Raw genomic sequence first — 16,936 nt, forward strand, 5'->3', positions numbered from 1 at the left:
CTTCAACACCGCCAGCGACACGACCGTCAGCGCCGGTGAATCCCTGCGCCGCGCGACATGCTCCATGCCAAGGTTAAGCAAGGCCGCGATCAGCAGCCCGTTGACCAAAAGCGATGCCGCTGCTGGTCCGCCGATGCGAAAGGAAGGCGCTGCCCGTGCCATGGCGTTAGAACATATTAGCCACGGTGAACTTGAAGCTCTGCCCCTCTGCTGCAAGCGCGGAGAGATGGCGGCGATAGTTTTTGTCGAAGACATTATCCATCGCGATGCGGAACTCGAAACCTTTCGCCGCGCCGCTCTGCGGCCTGAACGCGAAGAAGAGATTATGGACGCTATAACCCGGCGTCGGCAGGCCGGACCCGGCCGATGAGAAATTGCCGGTCGTCACCCTGTCCTGCCGTTCGGCAAATTCGCCGGACCAGCCGCCGGACAGGCCGGTGGCGGTATCGACATAGCCCAGCGTCAACCGATAGTCGTTGGCCGGAATCGTGTTGAGATAATTATCCGTTAGCCGGTCCTTGCCATCGACGAAGGACGCGTTGGCGCGGGCGAAGAAACCGCCGAGGCCATATTCCGCCTCCACCTCGATACCCTTGAAGCGTGACCGGCCGATATTCTGGAAATAGGGCGTTCCCGACGTGGCCGCCCCCTGGATGATCAGATCCTTGACGTCATTGCGAAACAGGGTCGTCTTGGCCCGAAACCGGTCATTCGAGCCTATCATGTCATCGAAGGACAGGGTGAAGCCCGCCTCGATATTATCCGATTTCTCCGGGCGAAGACCGGAATTGTTGGGACGCCCCAGGGGCGCGGGGGTCGCAGCACGCGTAAACACTTCGTCGACATTGGGCATTCGCACGGTGCGCGCCACCGATCCGAACAGGCCGATCCAGGGGGTGATGTTATAGAGCGCCGCCAGCTTGGGCGAAATGCCGCTATCCTTGACCCGCTCGGTCAGTGTCGTGCCGCCAACCACCGTGTCACCGGGTTTCAAGTCGTTCCAATCGACCCGGACACCCGGCATGATGGTCAGCTTGTCGGACCAGACGATCTCCAACTGCCCGAACAGGCCATAGCGGTCCATACTGCCTTCGGGATGGGTGCCCGCGCCCGGCGTGACCGTGCCGTCGAACGCAACGCGCGGGTTGCGCCGTTCCTGGGTGCTCCACTGACCGCCTAGAATCAGGAAGGTCGTCCAGTCGCCGCCCATGGCGAACTCGCTGCTGTTCTGGACCTTGGCCTGCCAGCTTTCATAGGAAAAATCGGAATAGGCGAGGGGGCCAAGGAAAGTGGTTTCGGTTTGATGCACCTTCGATAGGGAATAGGCGATCTGCGCTTCGATATTGAAAATCTTGCTGCCGTCGAAGTCGTTTACATAGCCGAGCACCGCCGTCTTGTCGTGAACGCGGCGGCGCATCAGCGCCGCGCCTGTCGCTGCGGATATCTGATCATAGACCTGCGGCGCATCGCTCACCCAGTCCTGGTAGCTGGCCCAGATCGCATGTTTCTTGTTGCCGCCGATTGCTACCCGGCCCTTGACCAGCCAACTATCCGACAAGGTGGCGGAAGCCGCTACCGTTTCACCATTGCCGCTCTTATAATCGTCGCTGCGCCGGTAATTATAGCTGCCCAGCAGTTCGACCCCCTCGACCGGCTGCACCGCGACGATCCCCGACAGGGTACGCGCCTGCGCGTTGGTTTCGGTCGCAGCCTTCAGCCGCACCGCCAGCGGATCGCCATCGGCCAGAAAGTCGGACGCATCCTTGGTCGTGAAATTGATGACGCCCGCCAACGCGCCCGCGCCATAGAGGGTTGAAGAGGCTGGGCCGCGCAGCACTTCCACCCGCTTGTAGAGTTCCGGCTCGCTGAACAGCGCCCCCATGCGATATTGTTCGTAGAATTTGGTCACGCCATCGACGGTCAGCAGGATGCGATTGTCGCTGTCGCCGATCGCCGTGCCGAGGCCGCGAATGTTGAACCCCTGACCCAGCTGGCCGACGCCGCCCTGGACATTGACGCCCGGCATGGCCTCCAGCAATTCACCAATCGTCGTTGCCTGGATCTGGTCGATATCGTCCTGATCGAGCGTGCTGACCGCCTGCGGCGTGTCGATCGCGACCTTTTCCGTGCCCGCGGATATCACCATCCGATCGAGCGTCATGCGCGTCGTTTGCGGCGCATCGGCGGCGGTGTCCTGCGCCCATGCCTGGATCGGCGTGACGATCAGCGCGGTCCCCAATGCCAGCTTCATTTTGGTCTTCAACATCATATGCGGCCCCCTTCGGCAGTAGGCGGGCGTTGACCCGCCCGGTCCAGCCAGCACCTAGCAGCAATGAATGATATTGCAAGTGAGTCGCATTAGATATAGTGCTGAGGCTAGAAAGGGGATTTATGAAGATATCGCGATTCCATTCCGCTGCGCTGGGCCTGACATTGTTCTGCACCACCATGGCGCAGGCCCATATGCCCTATATGTTGCCGACCACATTCGACCTGGGGGCCAAGGGCGACCATGTCACTGTCCAGGCGGCCTTTGCCGAGGACGCCTTCCTGCCCGAAGTCGCCATGCGCGACGCACCCTTCCATCTGGTCGCGCCCGATGGCCGGGACGTGCCGACCGGCCCCGTCACCCATTTGCGCGACCTGACTGTCTTTGAAGCGGCGATTCCCGCCGACGGCACCTATCGGGTGACCAGCGGCCAGCGTGCCGGGCGCAAGGGCAAGATGTTCCGGCAAGGCGACAAATGGGCGATGCGCGGTGAAGGCGGGACGCCGCCCGCTAATGTCGAGCAGGTCGATGTGCAGAGCATGACCCTCGCCGAAGCCTATGTGACGCGCGGCCAACCGACCGACACGACGCTCAAGCCATCGGGGCGGGCGCTGGAAATCCAGGCGATCACCCACCCCAACGCCATCGTTGCCGGATCCGGCGCCAGCTTTGCCTTGCTGTTCGAGGGGAAGCCGCTTCCTCAGGCCGACATCAGCCTGTTCCGCAGCGCTGGTCTTTATGACGGGCGCAAGGTCGTCGCGCAGATCAAAAGCGGAACCGATGGGCGCTTCGCCCTGACGCCGCCGGATGCGGGCACCTATCTCATCCTTGTACGCCATCGCGGCGCAGCCCCGGCAGGGTCCGAAACACCCTATCGCAGCTACACCTATACGCTGACCTTCGACGCGGCCTGATCGCCCCGTTCTTCCTTCATCGGAGATAGTATGAAAATCCAAATTTCTCTCGCTGCTGCCTTGCTCGCCATCGCCGGGAATGCCGCAGCCGCCCCACATGAAGGTTCCGCCTTCATCCGCGACTATGATGCCGAGAAGGACGGGCAGGTGACCCGCGCCGAATTCGACGCCGGGCGACTGGCCCGCTTCCAGGCGACCGACACCAACAGCGATGGCTGGGTGTCGGAGGCCGAATATGTCGCGGAATATCGCGCCCGGCTGGAACAGCAACTCGCCAGATCGGACCGCAGCGAGGAAAAAAAGACAGAGGAACGGCAACGTCAGATTCGCCAAACCTATGTCCGCTTCGCTGTACTGGACAAGGATAAGGACGCAAAGATGACCCAGGCCGAATATGACGCCTCCGGCACCCGTGCCTTCGCTGAGCAGGATAATGACAGGGACGACATAGTGACTGCCGCTGACGCGACGGCAACGGCTGCTCGCCAATTGGCGGCCCGTCAGGCTGCGGACAAAGCGGATCGTTGATGGCTGATGGGGGGGCAGGTTGCGACCGCGAACCTGCCTCCAACGGCATAACCGAAAACGCTCTTCCACTCCAACCGTGCCGCACTAAAACTAACTCGCCACTCCAGTAGTTTTTTATCGCTGATCCATGGGTGATGGCGCTGCTATCTCATCCATAAGCCAATGGCGAAAGCGGCGCATCGCATCACTTTCCGGGCGTGAGATCAGACGAGTGAGCCAGTAACGGCCGACGTCGACCGTGATTGCAAAAGGCTGCATCAGTTGTTCCGAGGCCAGTTCGCGGGTGAACATCGCGAGCGGCACCAGCGCGACACCATGTCCAGCGGCAGCGGCCGAGGCCATCAGCGCTGAACTATCGAAAACGGGACCGCGCAGCATCGGGACAGGTACGGCTGCAGCCTCGAACCACAGCGCCCATTCATCGGGTCGGTACGACCGCAACATTTGTTCATGGAAAAGGTCGATGGGGGCCTTCAACCGCGCGGCAATGACCGGCGCACAGACGGGTGCCATGGGTGCAGCCAGCAATGGCTCGGCATGCGTACCATGCCACGCACCGTCGCCAAAGCGGATCGCGAAATCGAGCGCTTCGCCCGCCAGATCGACACGATTGTTGTTGGTCGAGATGCGCAGATCAATCGAAGGATGCAAACGGGCAAAGGCGTCCAGGCGCGCAATCAGCCAACCGGTGGCGAACGTGCCGACGACCCCGACCTTGAGCGCCTCTCGGAACCGGCCATCAGCATATTGGTCGAGCGTCGCGCCGACACGATCAAAGGCTTCGGCAAGTACGGGCACAAGCGCATGCCCCTCGTCGGTGAGCGCGAGGCCGCGCGGCAGCCTGAGGAAGAGGCGCGTGCCAAGGCGACGTTCGAGCTGCGCGACCTGATGGCTGACCGCGCCCTGACTGACGCACAATTCTATCGCTGCGCGGGTGAAATTGAGATGACGCGCTGCCGCCTCGAAAGCGCGCAGGGCGTTGAGCGGAAGTTGGGCGCGATCCATGGCCTTGCCATCGATTATTCTCATGGCTTTGTCGAGAAATCATGCTTTGTAACGTGCGACGTCGGCGGGCATCCCAGCGGTGAATGGGAGACAGGATATGATCGCAATACTGACAATCGCCGCCCTGGTTTCAGGTCCGCAACCAACCATCGGGCACGGGGCACCGTCTTTGGTCGCTGCCAAGGCCAGCGTCCCCGCACGAGGCCAGATCGATCCATTGACCCGCCCGATGGCTACAGAGCGGGCCAAGGAATGGCTTGCGCCAGTGCCGCCGGAAAAAATCTTCGGGAACACCTATCTCGTCGGCTTTGGGGGACTGAGTATCGCATTGATCGACACAGGTGCAGGGCTGATATTGATCGATGGCGCACTTCCGCAAGCGGCACCGGCGATAATGAATAATGTCCGCGCGCTTGGCTTCGACCCTAAAGACATCAAATTTATTCTGAGTACGGAACCGCATTTTGATCATAGCGGCGGACTTGCCGCGCTCGCCCGCGACACCGGTGCAACCATCGTTGCGAGCGCGCGCGGGGCTGAAGGCTTGCGGTTAGGGGCGCATATGAAAGATGATCCACAACTGGGTTATGGCGGCCGCTGGCCGCGTGTGACGCGCCTGCGCGCCGTCAAGGACCGCGGAGTGCTGAGGCTTGGGCGCACGGCGATCACCGCACACGCAACATCCGGTCATACGATGGGCAGCATGAGTTGGAACTGGAAAGCCTGTGAAGGCAAGGTCTGCAAGGCGATCGTCTTCGCCGCCAGCCTCAATCCGGTGTCAGCCGATGGCTATCGCTACATAGCGCCCTCAAGCGCTGCGATCATCAGGGGTTTTGCGGCGAGCTACGAGCGGATGGACAGATTGCCATGTGACATACTGATCTCGGCACATCCGGATAATGCAGGCCAAGGTCGATATAATGATACGCCTGGGGCCTGCCGCCGCTATGCTGCCCGATCGCGTGAATTGCTTGCGAAGCGCCTCACTCGCGAACGTGCCGGGATCGAGCCATGATGCGCGCTTCCTAAGCCAGGCTGGCTGGCAACGTCGCGCGTAAAGCGAGCGGCTTCGCCGTCTCTTCCCTAGGGCCGTTCACCGGTACGGGGATGACCAAAAGAGGGATATCGTCAGCAGTTTGGTCAAACCCCCTTGAATATTCGCACGCGCCGATTTATCGCGAATAATTCGCATTACTAAGCAAGGGGCGCTCTATAATGACCCGCGGCACAATCCGCGTGTGGTATCTCGTTCATAAATGGACCAGCCTCATCTGCACGCTGTTCCTGCTGATGCTTTGCGTCACCGGACTGCCGCTGATCTTTCACGATGAAATCGACGCGCTGTCAGGCGAACCCGACAGCATGGCGGTAGCGGGACCGCCTTCATCCAGCGATGCGCCCGGCTTGAAATCGCTTGATGCTTTGCTGGGGACGGTTTTGGCAAATGCACCGGGCCAAGTTCCGGTATTCATGGCGTTCGACAATGACACGCCACTGATGACCATCACCACGGCCCCGCAGCCGGACAGCAGTGGTGCGGACATGACCATTCACGTTCTTGATCGCGCGACCGGGGAAGTGACGGGTCGGGAGAGCGAGGAAGGCGTGATGCATTTTCTGCTCCAACTGCATACCGACATGTTTATGGGTCTGCCCGGCATGCTTTTCCTGGGTGCCATGGGCTTCCTGTTTTTCATCGCGCTGCTGTCAGGGACGGTTCTCTACGCGCCCTTCATGCGCAAGCTGGACTTCGGCACCCTGCGCGTGAGCCGTAGTCGGCGGCTGCGGCAGATCGACTATCATAATCTGTTGGGCATCGTTGCCCTGGCGTGGATGGGCGTCGTCGGGCTGACCGGCGTGATCAATGCCGCCGCGACGCCGCTGCGCCAGATGTGGCAGATGGGCGAACTTGCCGAAATGACCCGCGCCTATGCGGGCCAGCCACCATTGCCACCGTCGCGATACGGGTCGATCGACAAAGCCATGGCGGCGGTACGGGCGGCGCGCCCTGGCAATAACCCGCAATTCATCGCCTTCCCTGGGGGTGGGTTCAGCAGCAAGCATCATTATGCCGTTTTCCTGCAGGGCACGACGAAGCTGACCGAACATGTGTTGACGCCAGCGCTGGTCGATGGCGAAAGCGGCGTGCTGACCGACATCCGCCAAATGCCCTGGTACATGGTTGCGCTATCCTATTCGCAACCCCTGCATTTTGGCGACTATGGTACGCTTCCGCTCAAGATTCTCTGGGCGATCCTTGACCTTTTCACCCTCTATGTCCTGTGGACCGGCTTGCTGCTGTGGCTGGGCAAGCGGCGTGCGGGCGCTGACGCGCATGTCCGAGAGGTCGAGAGCGGTGGTCTCGTGGCGGCAGCGGAATGACTGGCAAGTCCCGAAATCATGTCCGGTCGCTTCGCCATATTTTCGCGGCGCCGCTGATCATCGCGCTACTGAGTCTGGTCGGGCTGGTGTCTGCGCTGGCCGGTGACGGCGCGGCGGATTGGTTGTCTTGGGCGGCTCTCCTGGTCCCGCCTCTCGCGGTCGTCTGGGCGATGCGGAAACATAGACGCTGATTCAGCCCATCTTTCGATCTTTTATCCTGGGGGATACCATTGTGACGTCCAAATTTTCGCGCCTGATGATCGGCGCATCGCTCGCGACCTTCGCTGTGCCCGCCTTCGCGCAGGACAGTGCCATCATCGTTACCGCGCAGAAGCAGAACCAGACGGCTGTGTTGCGCGGAGGTAATGTCGGCATATTCGGCGACAAGGCTGCGCAAGACACGCCGTTCAGCATCAAGACCTATAATGAGGCGCTGATCCTTAACCAGCAGCCGCAGACACTCGGCCAGGTCTTGGAAAATGATCCCTCGATCCGCACGACGCTGGGCTTTGGGATTGCGGGCGAACTGTTCGTCATCCGCGGCTTTGCTCTGAGCGGAGACGATGTCGGGTTCGGTGGCCTTTATGGCATAGCGCCGCGCCAGTTGGTCGCGCCCGAACTCGCCCAGTCGGTTCAGGTGCTGAACGGCTCCAGCGCCTTCATCAACGGTGCCGCGCCGGGCGGCAGCGGCATCGGCGGCAGCGTCAACCTGATGCCCAAGCGTGCGGGCGCGCGTGATCTCAATCGGCTGACCGTCAACTATACCGGGCCAGAGCATATTGGCGGTGCGTTCGACGTCAGCCGTCGCTATGGGGCGAACGACGAATGGGGCGTGCGGATCAACGGCACGGCGCGACGGGGCGATGTGGCAATCGACGATGAATTTCGCAGCTCCTACCTGTTGGGCGGCGCCATCGACTATGACAATGGCCCGCTGCGGCTCGCGCTCGACATCGTCTACCAGCGTGTAAGGGTGGCGCACCAGCGGCCCAAGCTGGTGGTCGGCAATATCATTCCTGCCGTGCCGGGGTCATCGACCAATTATGGTCAGCCATGGCAGAATAGCACGCTGCGCGATATCTTCGGGCAATTTAGGGCCGAATATGACATTGCCGACAATGCGCTGCTCTATGCATCATTCGGCGCGCGCGACGGGTCGGAGCGCGGCTTCTACCAGACCATAAGACTGACCGACGCAGCAACCGGCGCGGCCACGGCACAGGGTTCCTATATCCCGCGCACGGATAACAACGAGGCGGCTACCGTAGGTCTGCGCGCCAAGCTGGCATCGCGCCTCTGGACGCATGAGGTCAATGTCGGCGGATCGATCAACTGGCTGGTCAACCGCAATGCCTATTTATTCTATGCCGCCTCGCCGGTGGCGACCAATATCTATGATCCGGTCGCTGTCCCGCGTCCCGATGTGGTCACCTTCGCAGGCGGCGATATTGACGATCCGTTCCCGATCAACCGGCAGAAATTGAGCAGTCTGTTCGTGTCCGACACCATCGGTTTCTGGAACGACCGGCTGCAGATCACCGCCGGACTGCGGCTGCAGATGATCGGCAGCAAATCCTATGCCGCAAACGCCACGGGACCAATCGCTGCCGGTGGCTTGACCGGCCGCTATGATGAAGATGCCGTGACGCCGGTCCTCGGTCTCGTCTTCAAGCCCGTCAACGGCGTGTCATTCTACGCCAACCGGATAGAGGCGTTGGTGCCCGGCGCCACTGCAGCGGTCAGCGCCAATACCGGCACCGGCGTCCTGCCCGTCAGCAATGGCGGTGAGACGCTTCCCCCCTTTCTATCCACGCAATATGAATTGGGTGGCAAGGTTGCGCTTGGCAAGCTGAACGCCAGCCTGGCCTTATTCCAGATCGATCGCGACATCGCTATCTATACGCTCGACACGGCGCAGCCGGGCTTTCTTGTCTATGGCCCGTTCGGCACGCAGCGGCACCGCGGTATAGAATTGAGCATCGACGCGGAGCCGGTAGACGGCCTGCGCCTGATCGCTGGCGGATCGGTGATCGACGCCGAGCTGCGTCGGACCCAAGGTGGGGTCAATGAAGGCAATAAACCGACCGGCGTTCCCGAATATATGCTCAATGCCAATGTCGAATGGGATCTGCCGTTCGCCCCGGCGTTCACCGTTACGGGCCGGGCGGTGCATACGGGAAAGCAGGCCGCCAACCTTGATAACACGCTGTTCCTGCCTAGCTGGACACGGTTTGACCTCGGCCTGCGCCATGTCTCGCTGCTGGGCGACAGCCCGCTAACGCTGCGCGCGGGCGTCGATAACATAGCCAACCGGCGCTATTGGGCGTCCGCGTTCGACAGCTTCCGTCCCGACCTGTTGCAGGGCATGCCCCGCACCTTCAAAGCGTCGGCATCGATTGAATTTTGAAAATTCTGCCCGACCCAATCTATAGATCGGGCAGAATCTGATCAGCTCTGCCCCAATGGGCCAGATCCTTCGAAGCCGCGCGTTTCACCATCTCGCTTGCATCCCCGATATGCCAATGGTCTGGGCCATCGAGCGTGCGCAGTTCCTCCCAGCTGATCGGCACGGCGATCGGTGCGAACGGCCGCGATCGCGCGCTATAGGGCATGACGGCCGTCGCGCCGCGCTGGTTGCGCAAATAGTCGATGAAAATCTTGCCCGTCCGCTTCGCCTTGGCGAGTGCGGCGGTGAACCGGTCGGGGTCAGCCTGCGACAAAGCGGTGGCAAACCGATGCGCGAAATCCTTGACCTGCGGCCATTCCGCGCTGGGGGTCAGCGGCGCGATCACATGCACCCCCTTGCCACCCGTCACCATCGGGAAGGTCACGAGGCCCATCTGCGCCAGCATATCCTGCAGGTGGAAGGCCGCCGACACCACATCCTTGAACGCCAACCCCTCATCGGGATCAAGATCGAACACAAGCCGGTCGGGCTTCTCGACATCCTCGATCCTAGCGCCCCAGCCGTGAAATTCGATCGTCCCCATCTGAACGCAGGTCAGCAGCCCCGCAGGCGCATCGACGAAGAGATAGGGTTCTTCATGGCTGTCCTTTTCGAGGATACCCACCTGCTTGACGTCGTTGCCGAAACTGCCAGCATCATGCTTCTGGAAGAAGCATTTCTTGTCGCGGCCCTGCGGACAGCGCACGAGGCTGATCGGCCGACTACCTGCCCAGGGCAGCATGATATCCGCCACCGTCTCATAATAGTCGGCCAGTTCGCCCTTGGTGAGCTTGCCTTCCGGGAAGATCACCCGATCGCGATTGCTGATCTTGACCCCGCTGGTCGCGGCGGGCTGCGTCGCCTGTTCGACCGGTGCTTCGACCTCCAGCACGACGGCTTCCGGCTTCTTGTCCTCACGTAGACCCAGATAGCTTGAATGGCGCAGCACGCCTTCGTCGGTAAACTCGGCAAAGGCGACCTCGGCGACCAGTTTCGGTGTGATCCAGCGCGCCTCGCGCACCGCCGCGCGCGGGGCCTCGACCGTCGGCGTCTTCCGGGCCAGCGGTGCCATCAAGGCCAGCAGCCGCGCCATCTCATCTGCCGAAAAGCCCGTGCCGACCTTCCCGGCGAACCGCAGCGCGCCATTTTCATGGACGCCCAGCAGCAGCGACCGGAACCCGCGTCGCTTGTCTGAGGGCAACCAGCCTACAATCACGAATTCCTGTCGCCGGATGCACTTGGTCTTGACCCAATTGCCCGATCGCGCGCCGGAATAGCGCGCATCCATCTGCTTGGAGATGACGCCTTCAAGTCCCGCGCCGCAAAAACGCTCGAACAGTTGCTCGCCGCGCCCAACAATGTGGTCGGAATAACGAATATGCCCCACCCCGTCGCCGATCAGCGTGGCGAGCATCGCCTTGCGTTCAAGCAACGGCCGCCCGGTCAGATCCTCGCCATTCAATGCCAGCAGGTCGAACGCCATATAGTCGATCCGACCTGGATCGTCCTTGAGGGCGGCCTGCAAACCCTGAAAGCTGGTGCGGCCATCGGGCAGGATCACAACGGCCTCGCCGTCGAGCAAAGCGCTGGATACGTCCAATTTTGTCGCGTCGGCGATTAACCCGGCAAAGCGATCGGACCAGTCGAGGCCTGATCGGGTGTAGGCGCGGCCATTGTCGCCGCCGATGGCCAACAGCGTGCGATAGCCATCATATTTCAGCTCATGGAGCCAATGATTGCCCGCTGGCACATGATCGACCAGCGTCGCCAACTGTACCGGCTGAAACGGCGGCGGAGCATCGCCCTTCGCTTTTCCGCGTACAGCCGCTTTCGCCTTTGCGGCTTTGCGCTTGGGAACGGTTTTTCCGGCGGCGATTTCCTCCATCGTGCGGCCGCTGTCGATACTGGTGAGATGGTGACTGACCAGATCGTCCGACCCACCGGCGAAGCCGTCATTGACCTTGCGCAATATCCAGTTTTCGCCGCGCTCCTTCCCCCGTGGCTTAAGCCGGAACAAGATCCATTCGCCCTGCATCCGGCGGCCGTGGAGGACGAAATGGAGATGCCCTTCGGGCAGCGTCTTGCGGGGGTCTTTACCCGCCACAGCTTCCCATGTGCCATTGTCCCACAGCATGACGGTGCCGCCGCCATATTCGCCTTTGGGGATCAGGCCTTCGAACCGCGCATAATCAAGCGGGTGATCTTCGGTCCGCACGGCCAGACGCTTGTCGTCGGGATTGGCGCTCGGCCCACGGGTGACGGCCCAGCTGACCAGCACGCCATCCAGTTCCAGTCGGAAATCATAATGCAGCCGCGACGCTGCATGTTTCTGGACGACAAAGCCGTTGCCGGTCGTCGGAAACGCCGCGCCCGCAGGCTCGGCCGTGCGCGCAAAATCGCGCTTCGCCCGATAAAGGGCCAGGCTGTCCTTCGGAGATTTATCCTGCGCCTTGGCCATGCCGGTTTGATCCGTCCCTTTGCCCGTCAATCCGCAGACGTGGCGACTCGTTCCGAGGGTATCTCAATCGGGTCATGCCCGCTTCTTGGCGGATGTTTTGCCTGCCGACTTCGCGCCGCTTTTGGCCGCTGCCTTGCCCGCTGGTTTCTTCGCGGTCGTCTTGGCCTTGCTCGCCGGGCCTATGGATTTCTTGAGCGCCGCCATAAGATCCACGACATTGCTGCCGCGTGGATCGGCGCTGGCGTCATCATCGCTATCGATGTTGAGCGTCTTCCCCTTCTTCTTATGCTCGATCAGCTCTTTCAACGCATCGACATAGCGATCGTGAAAATCGTTCGCGTCGAATTTGCCTGTTTTCTTGTCGATCAAGGTCGTGGCGAGTTCGAGCAATTCATCGTCCGGTTCGTCATCGCCAATCTCGCGGAAATAGCTGGCGGCCTTGTTGACTTCATCGGCGTAGCGCAACGTCTCCATCACCATGCCGCGCCCGCACGCCTTAATGCTGACGACATATTCCCGGCCACGCATCGCCAGTTGGCCAAGGCCAACCTTCCGACTGCGCCGCAGCGCTTCCCGCAGGACGATGAAGGCTTCCTCCGCCAGGTCGTCGGCGGGCACGACATAATAGGGCTTTTCGAAATAGATCATGTCGATGTCGTGTGCATCGACAAACTGGGTCAACTCAAGCGTCTTCTTGCTCTCCAGCTTGACGCCTTCGATGTCCTTCTCGTCCAACAGCACATATTCGCCCTTGGCATATTCAAAGCCTTTGACGATGTCGTCGAGATCGATCGGCCCGATGCCGGGCACGACCTTTTCATATTTGATCCGCTTGCCCGATGGCTCGTGGATCTGGTTGAAGGCGATCGTCGCGCCACTTCTGGTCGCGGAATAGATTTCGACAGGGATGGACACAAGCGCGAGTCGGATCTGGCCTTTCCAATAGGGTCGTGCAGCCATCGTCATCTCCTGTCGATCCATAGCATAACCCGCTGCGCATGGCCCCGTTCCGTCGCATGAAACGCAACCGCTCGCCGCTCATCCGCAGGGACTTCTATGCCCTCGGCGCGAAACCATTTTTCCGGTCAGACCTGGAGAACGAATTCGGTCGGCGCAATGACGCGGCCATATAGAAAGCGCGGAAGCGTTATATCCATCCTGCAGTGCTACGGGACATCGAAGCGCACCTCCTGACTGTTGCCATCATAAGAAATCGTCTGTCTGGCTGGGGTTGCAGTGGCTGCGGAAGGATCGGCATGTCCTATGACGGTAATTTTAAGCCGACGCTGCTTTATCAGCGCAGGGAAAGACCCGCGCCGTTGACTGATTGTCAGCGTCCGTTTCGCATCATCCCAGTCGAGATCAAAGCGTGCCGACTGCCCCTTTTCATAGGCATAAGTCTCGTTGTCGTCCTCATAGAGCGTGAAATGCCCACTTGCCCCCGCATAAATGCGCACATCATAGGGCGCGTCCGGCTTTTCCGTCGCATATTGCATCACCGGCCCCATCGGCACGATTGATCCAGCCCGGACGTAGAGTGGCATGATGTCGAGCGGCGCTTCGCGCGACACCGTTTCGCCCCCGCCATGACGTTGGTTGATCCAGAAATCATACCAGTCCGTCCCTGCTGGCAGATAGGTCCGCATCGTCAGGTCACGCGGCGCATTAATTGCGGCTTTGTCGCGCTGCAGTTCGCTCGGCTTCCGCCATATGAAGCGGAACACCCGCCCACCTTCGGGATGGAAAAACTCCAGCCGCACGGGAAGCGCCTCGCCCTTCTTCAGCGTCTGCTTCACCGTCCGCGTGCGCGTCGCGCTGCGGTTCCATTCGTCGATCACCACCTTGCCGCCCAGATATAGCCGCATCCCGTCATTGCCGTTCAGCCCGATCTCATACTCGCCATCCTCCGGCGCGATCAGTGTGCCGTTCCACCGGGCGGAAAAATGGCTGAGCGATGTGAGGCCCGGCGGCATTTCGGCCAGCGGTGGGTCGGGCCATGTATGGTCGATCTTCGCGTCCACGCCCTTGCCACGCGGCGTCTCGAAATTCTCGCCCGCGAAATATTGGACATCCAGCCCCGGTTTGCCATCAGCCGAGCGCAAATGCTGCGCTGGCACCATCGTCGGTAGCGACGGCAGGATATTATACATCGCCCGCGTCACGGGATGCACCAGCAACGATGATCCGAACATGAAACTGTCGTTGATGTTACGCACCGCCGGATCGTCGGGGAAATCCATCGCCAGCGGCCGCATCAAGGTGGAGCGATCCGCCGTCACCTGCGCGCTCAGGCTATAGATATAGGGCAACAACCGATAGCGCAGGTTCACCGTGTCGAGCAGCGTCTTGTACACCGGCGGGTCCAGCGTCTTGAAGATATAGGGTTCGCGCTCCACGTTCGTCCCATGCACACGCATGATCGGGTTGAACGCGGCATATTGGAACCAGCGCGCAAACAGTTCGCGCCATGCCGGATTCTTCTCGCCACCGGGAAAGTCGCTGACGAAGAACCCGCCGGTATCCTGCGTCCAATAGGGATTGCCCGTGACCGTCACATTGACGCCGCCTGCCACCTGCTGCGCGAATGTCTGCCAACTGGCATAGATGTCGCCCGACCATGACACCGCGCCCGTGCGCTGCGCCCCCGCCCAGGCCGATCGCGTCAGCGTGAAGACGCGCTTGTCGCTAATAGCGCGCTGCCCCTCATAGGTGCCTTGCGTCGTCAACAGCGAATAGGGGTTCAGGTAACGAGTGAAATCGCCCATCGCATTATGGCCCAGCGCCTTGGTGTCGCGCACATTGTCGACCGGGTTCCACATGGCGGAACTCACCTCGACCTCCGTCCCGTCCATCCACAGCGCGTCCACGCCCTTGTCGAGCAGGCCGGACTTGATATGTTTGAAATAAATCTCCCGGCCCTTGGCGCTATAGGCGTCATAGACCCGCGCCTTTTTGGAAATCCAGTGCAGCGGTTTGAAGCGCAGGCCATATTGGTCGAGTTCGCGCGCCAGCGCCGTGTCATTGCCCACCGATGGCCAGATCGACACCATCAGCTTCATGTTGAGATCATGGATCGTCCGGTTCATCCCCGCCGGGTCGGGAAAGCGTTCGGGGTTCCAGATCATGCCTGACCATGTGCCGTCGCGGTCGCTGCCCCAATATTGCCAGTCCTGCACGATATAATCGAGCGGGAAGCCTTCCTTGCGAAAGGTCTTGGCAACCTCAACGATGCGGTCCTGCGTGGGGTAACGCTCCTTGCTCATGAACAGGCCGAACGCCTGTTTGGGAACCATCGGCGCGTCCCCGGTCAGCCAACGATAGGCGCCCACGACGCTATCGAGCGTGTCTTTGGCCGCCGGATCGCCCGCCATGAAATAATAATCCACGCCGCCCGGCGCGCTTTCCGCCCACAACCGCGCGCCCTGTGCATCATCCTTGAACCGCATCTGGGAATAGGCGTCCCACAAAATGCCGTATCGCTGTGTCGATACCATCACCGGGATGATAATGCCGACATTGGTCTGGACCAGCAGCAATTCCTTGTTCCGGCGATTGACCTCATCATCAGCGGTGAAGCCGAACCCGTAAATCCCCTCATCGGGTTGCAGCGTGAAGCTATTTTCCACCTCATAGGTCGGCGCGTCGGAGATAGTGCGCTTCTCGATCGACTGCGGTGCCTCTGCCTTTTCGCGCGTCAGCAATCGTCCCGACGGATCATGATAGGTCAGCGCGCCGCTGCCTTTGTCGATGCTCACGCGCAATTTCTGCCCGACCAGTTCCAGCGTGTCGGCCGTCTCGCGTACGGTAAAGGGCACCGCTTCAGGCTCGCGAATGACGACCAGGCTGCGCTGGGTCCAATAGGATGCGCCCAGATTGGCGTTCACCCGCACGACCGTTGGGGAATAGAAGATCACCGACTTGGTGACGCCGTTCAGCCGAAACTGAACCCCGCTGCGCAGCTTTTGAAAGTGGAACGCCGCATCATCCGCCGGAACAAGCGCCTGCATCTGTCCCAACTCGTCCAGTCCGGTCGGCGGCGGCGCGGCCCGTGCCGATACCGGCGCCAATGCCAATATGGCCGCAACCGTACCCATCCAATATGGCGACATCAGCCCTCTCCTCATTTCGTTCGTCATTATGCGACCGTTCATCGTGCGAAACGCCAATAGTCGAAATCGAGCAGCGAGCGTTCGTCATCGCCCTTGCCCTTGAACAGGATGAACAGGTCGCGGACGCCAGTCGCGCCGGCTACCAGGGTCGATTGCTCCTGCCAATGCCCCGCCGCGCCGGTCGTCCCAACCGCCAGCGTGCCGATCACCGGCCCGGTCAGGCCGTCCACCCGCAATTCGATTTGCGCGCCGGGCAGCGCGTTGGCGACCTTGGCCACGAACGTTCTAGCCCCGTCCGTGCCAAAATCCACGCCCGCCACCTTGATATAGCTGCGGTTCGTGGTGCGCGTGACGATCATCCCGCCTGCATCCCCGGCCTCCGTCAGCACCCCCGGTGCCCAATCATAGGGCCGGTCCCGGTCGCGCTTGATCCGTGACGTCCAGGCAATCGTCTCCGCCTCCACTCTACTGTACGGATCGACCGGAGCAATCTGCGCTGCGCCCTTCGTGTCCCACCAGGGCTGTTTGGGGATGGTGCCGTCGGCATTATAGGTGAAGCTGGTGACGTTGATCGCCCGCCGCTCATGATGGATCGGCGTCATGTCGAAATTCAGCTCATAATGAAATCCGAACAGATAGGATTTGCCCTTATAGTCGACGATGCCGGGGTGGTTGCCGGTCGAGCGCGGGCTGGGGTCCATGAGCTTGCCCTTGTGGACCCACGGCCCGGTCGGCCCCTTGCTCATCGCATAGCCGATCCCTTCGGGCCTCCGTACATTATTTGGACACAGATTCACGGTAGCCACTTCGCGAGTTCAGGCCTGC

At 61.0% G+C, this 16,936-nt stretch carries 11 protein-coding genes; 5 read left to right on the forward strand and 6 right to left on the reverse strand.

What is annotated here, in order from left to right; genetic code table 11:
- Positions 1–166: 166 nt before the first annotated feature.
- On the reverse strand, positions 167–2,269 hold the full coding sequence (locus tag IL54_RS08355) for a TonB-dependent receptor domain-containing protein (protein ID WP_237748822.1): 2,103 nt from the start codon (positions 2,267–2,269) through the stop codon (positions 167–169).
- 122 nt (positions 2,270–2,391) lie between these two features.
- Between IL54_RS08355 and IL54_RS08360 the strand changes: the two genes are divergently transcribed.
- Positions 2,392–3,183, forward strand: a complete 792-nt coding sequence (locus tag IL54_RS08360) for a DUF4198 domain-containing protein (protein ID WP_037474733.1) — start codon at positions 2,392–2,394, stop codon at positions 3,181–3,183.
- A 30-nt stretch (positions 3,184–3,213) separates the two neighbouring features.
- The gene (locus IL54_RS08365) at positions 3,214–3,711 is read left to right on the forward strand and encodes a hypothetical protein (protein WP_037474736.1); all 498 of its coding nucleotides are present in this window, start codon (positions 3,214–3,216) and stop codon (positions 3,709–3,711) included.
- Positions 3,712–3,825: 114 nt separating this feature from the next.
- On the opposite strand, the gene IL54_RS08370 is transcribed toward IL54_RS08365, so the two are convergent.
- Positions 3,826–4,716 (reverse strand): LysR family transcriptional regulator, encoded by an 891-nt coding sequence (locus tag IL54_RS08370; protein WP_037478139.1) that lies wholly within the window; start codon positions 4,714–4,716, stop codon positions 3,826–3,828.
- Positions 4,717–4,813: 97 nt separating this feature from the next.
- On the opposite strand from IL54_RS08370, the gene bla reads away from it, so the two are divergent.
- From bla to IL54_RS08390, 3 genes are all read left to right on the forward strand, one after another.
- Positions 4,814–5,731, forward strand: a complete 918-nt coding sequence (bla, locus tag IL54_RS08375) for a subclass B3 metallo-beta-lactamase (RefSeq protein WP_037474738.1) — start codon at positions 4,814–4,816, stop codon at positions 5,729–5,731.
- Between the two features lie 200 nt (positions 5,732–5,931).
- Positions 5,932–7,098: a PepSY-associated TM helix domain-containing protein gene (locus IL54_RS08380; protein WP_037474740.1), complete on the forward strand. Its 1,167-nt coding sequence runs from the start codon at positions 5,932–5,934 to the stop codon at positions 7,096–7,098.
- 232 nt (positions 7,099–7,330) lie between these two features.
- Positions 7,331–9,505, forward strand: coding sequence for a TonB-dependent receptor (locus IL54_RS08390; RefSeq protein WP_037474745.1), 2,175 nt, complete (start codon positions 7,331–7,333; stop codon positions 9,503–9,505).
- A 19-nt stretch (positions 9,506–9,524) separates the two neighbouring features.
- Here IL54_RS08390 and ligD read toward each other — a convergent pair whose 3' ends face one another.
- From ligD to IL54_RS08410, 4 genes are all read right to left on the reverse strand, one after another.
- Positions 9,525–12,002, reverse strand: a complete 2,478-nt coding sequence (ligD, locus tag IL54_RS08395) for a DNA ligase D (RefSeq protein WP_037474746.1) — start codon at positions 12,000–12,002, stop codon at positions 9,525–9,527.
- Positions 12,003–12,074: 72 nt separating this feature from the next.
- Positions 12,075–12,962: a non-homologous end joining protein Ku gene (gene ku, locus IL54_RS08400; RefSeq protein ID WP_037478141.1), complete on the reverse strand. Its 888-nt coding sequence runs from the start codon at positions 12,960–12,962 to the stop codon at positions 12,075–12,077.
- Between the two features lie 206 nt (positions 12,963–13,168).
- A complete protein-coding gene (locus IL54_RS08405) occupies positions 13,169–16,111 on the reverse strand; it encodes a TIM-barrel domain-containing protein (RefSeq protein ID WP_052027607.1) in 2,943 nt (980 codons plus the stop codon).
- Positions 16,112–16,149: 38 nt separating this feature from the next.
- On the reverse strand, positions 16,150–16,857 hold the full coding sequence (locus tag IL54_RS08410; RefSeq protein ID WP_237748823.1) for a carbohydrate-binding protein: 708 nt from the start codon (positions 16,855–16,857) through the stop codon (positions 16,150–16,152).
- Between the last annotated feature and the right edge of the window lie 79 nt (positions 16,858–16,936).

It is taken from the genome of Sphingobium sp. ba1, from assembly GCF_000743655.1.
In the GTDB taxonomy this organism is placed as follows: Bacteria; Pseudomonadota; Alphaproteobacteria; order Sphingomonadales; family Sphingomonadaceae; genus Sphingobium.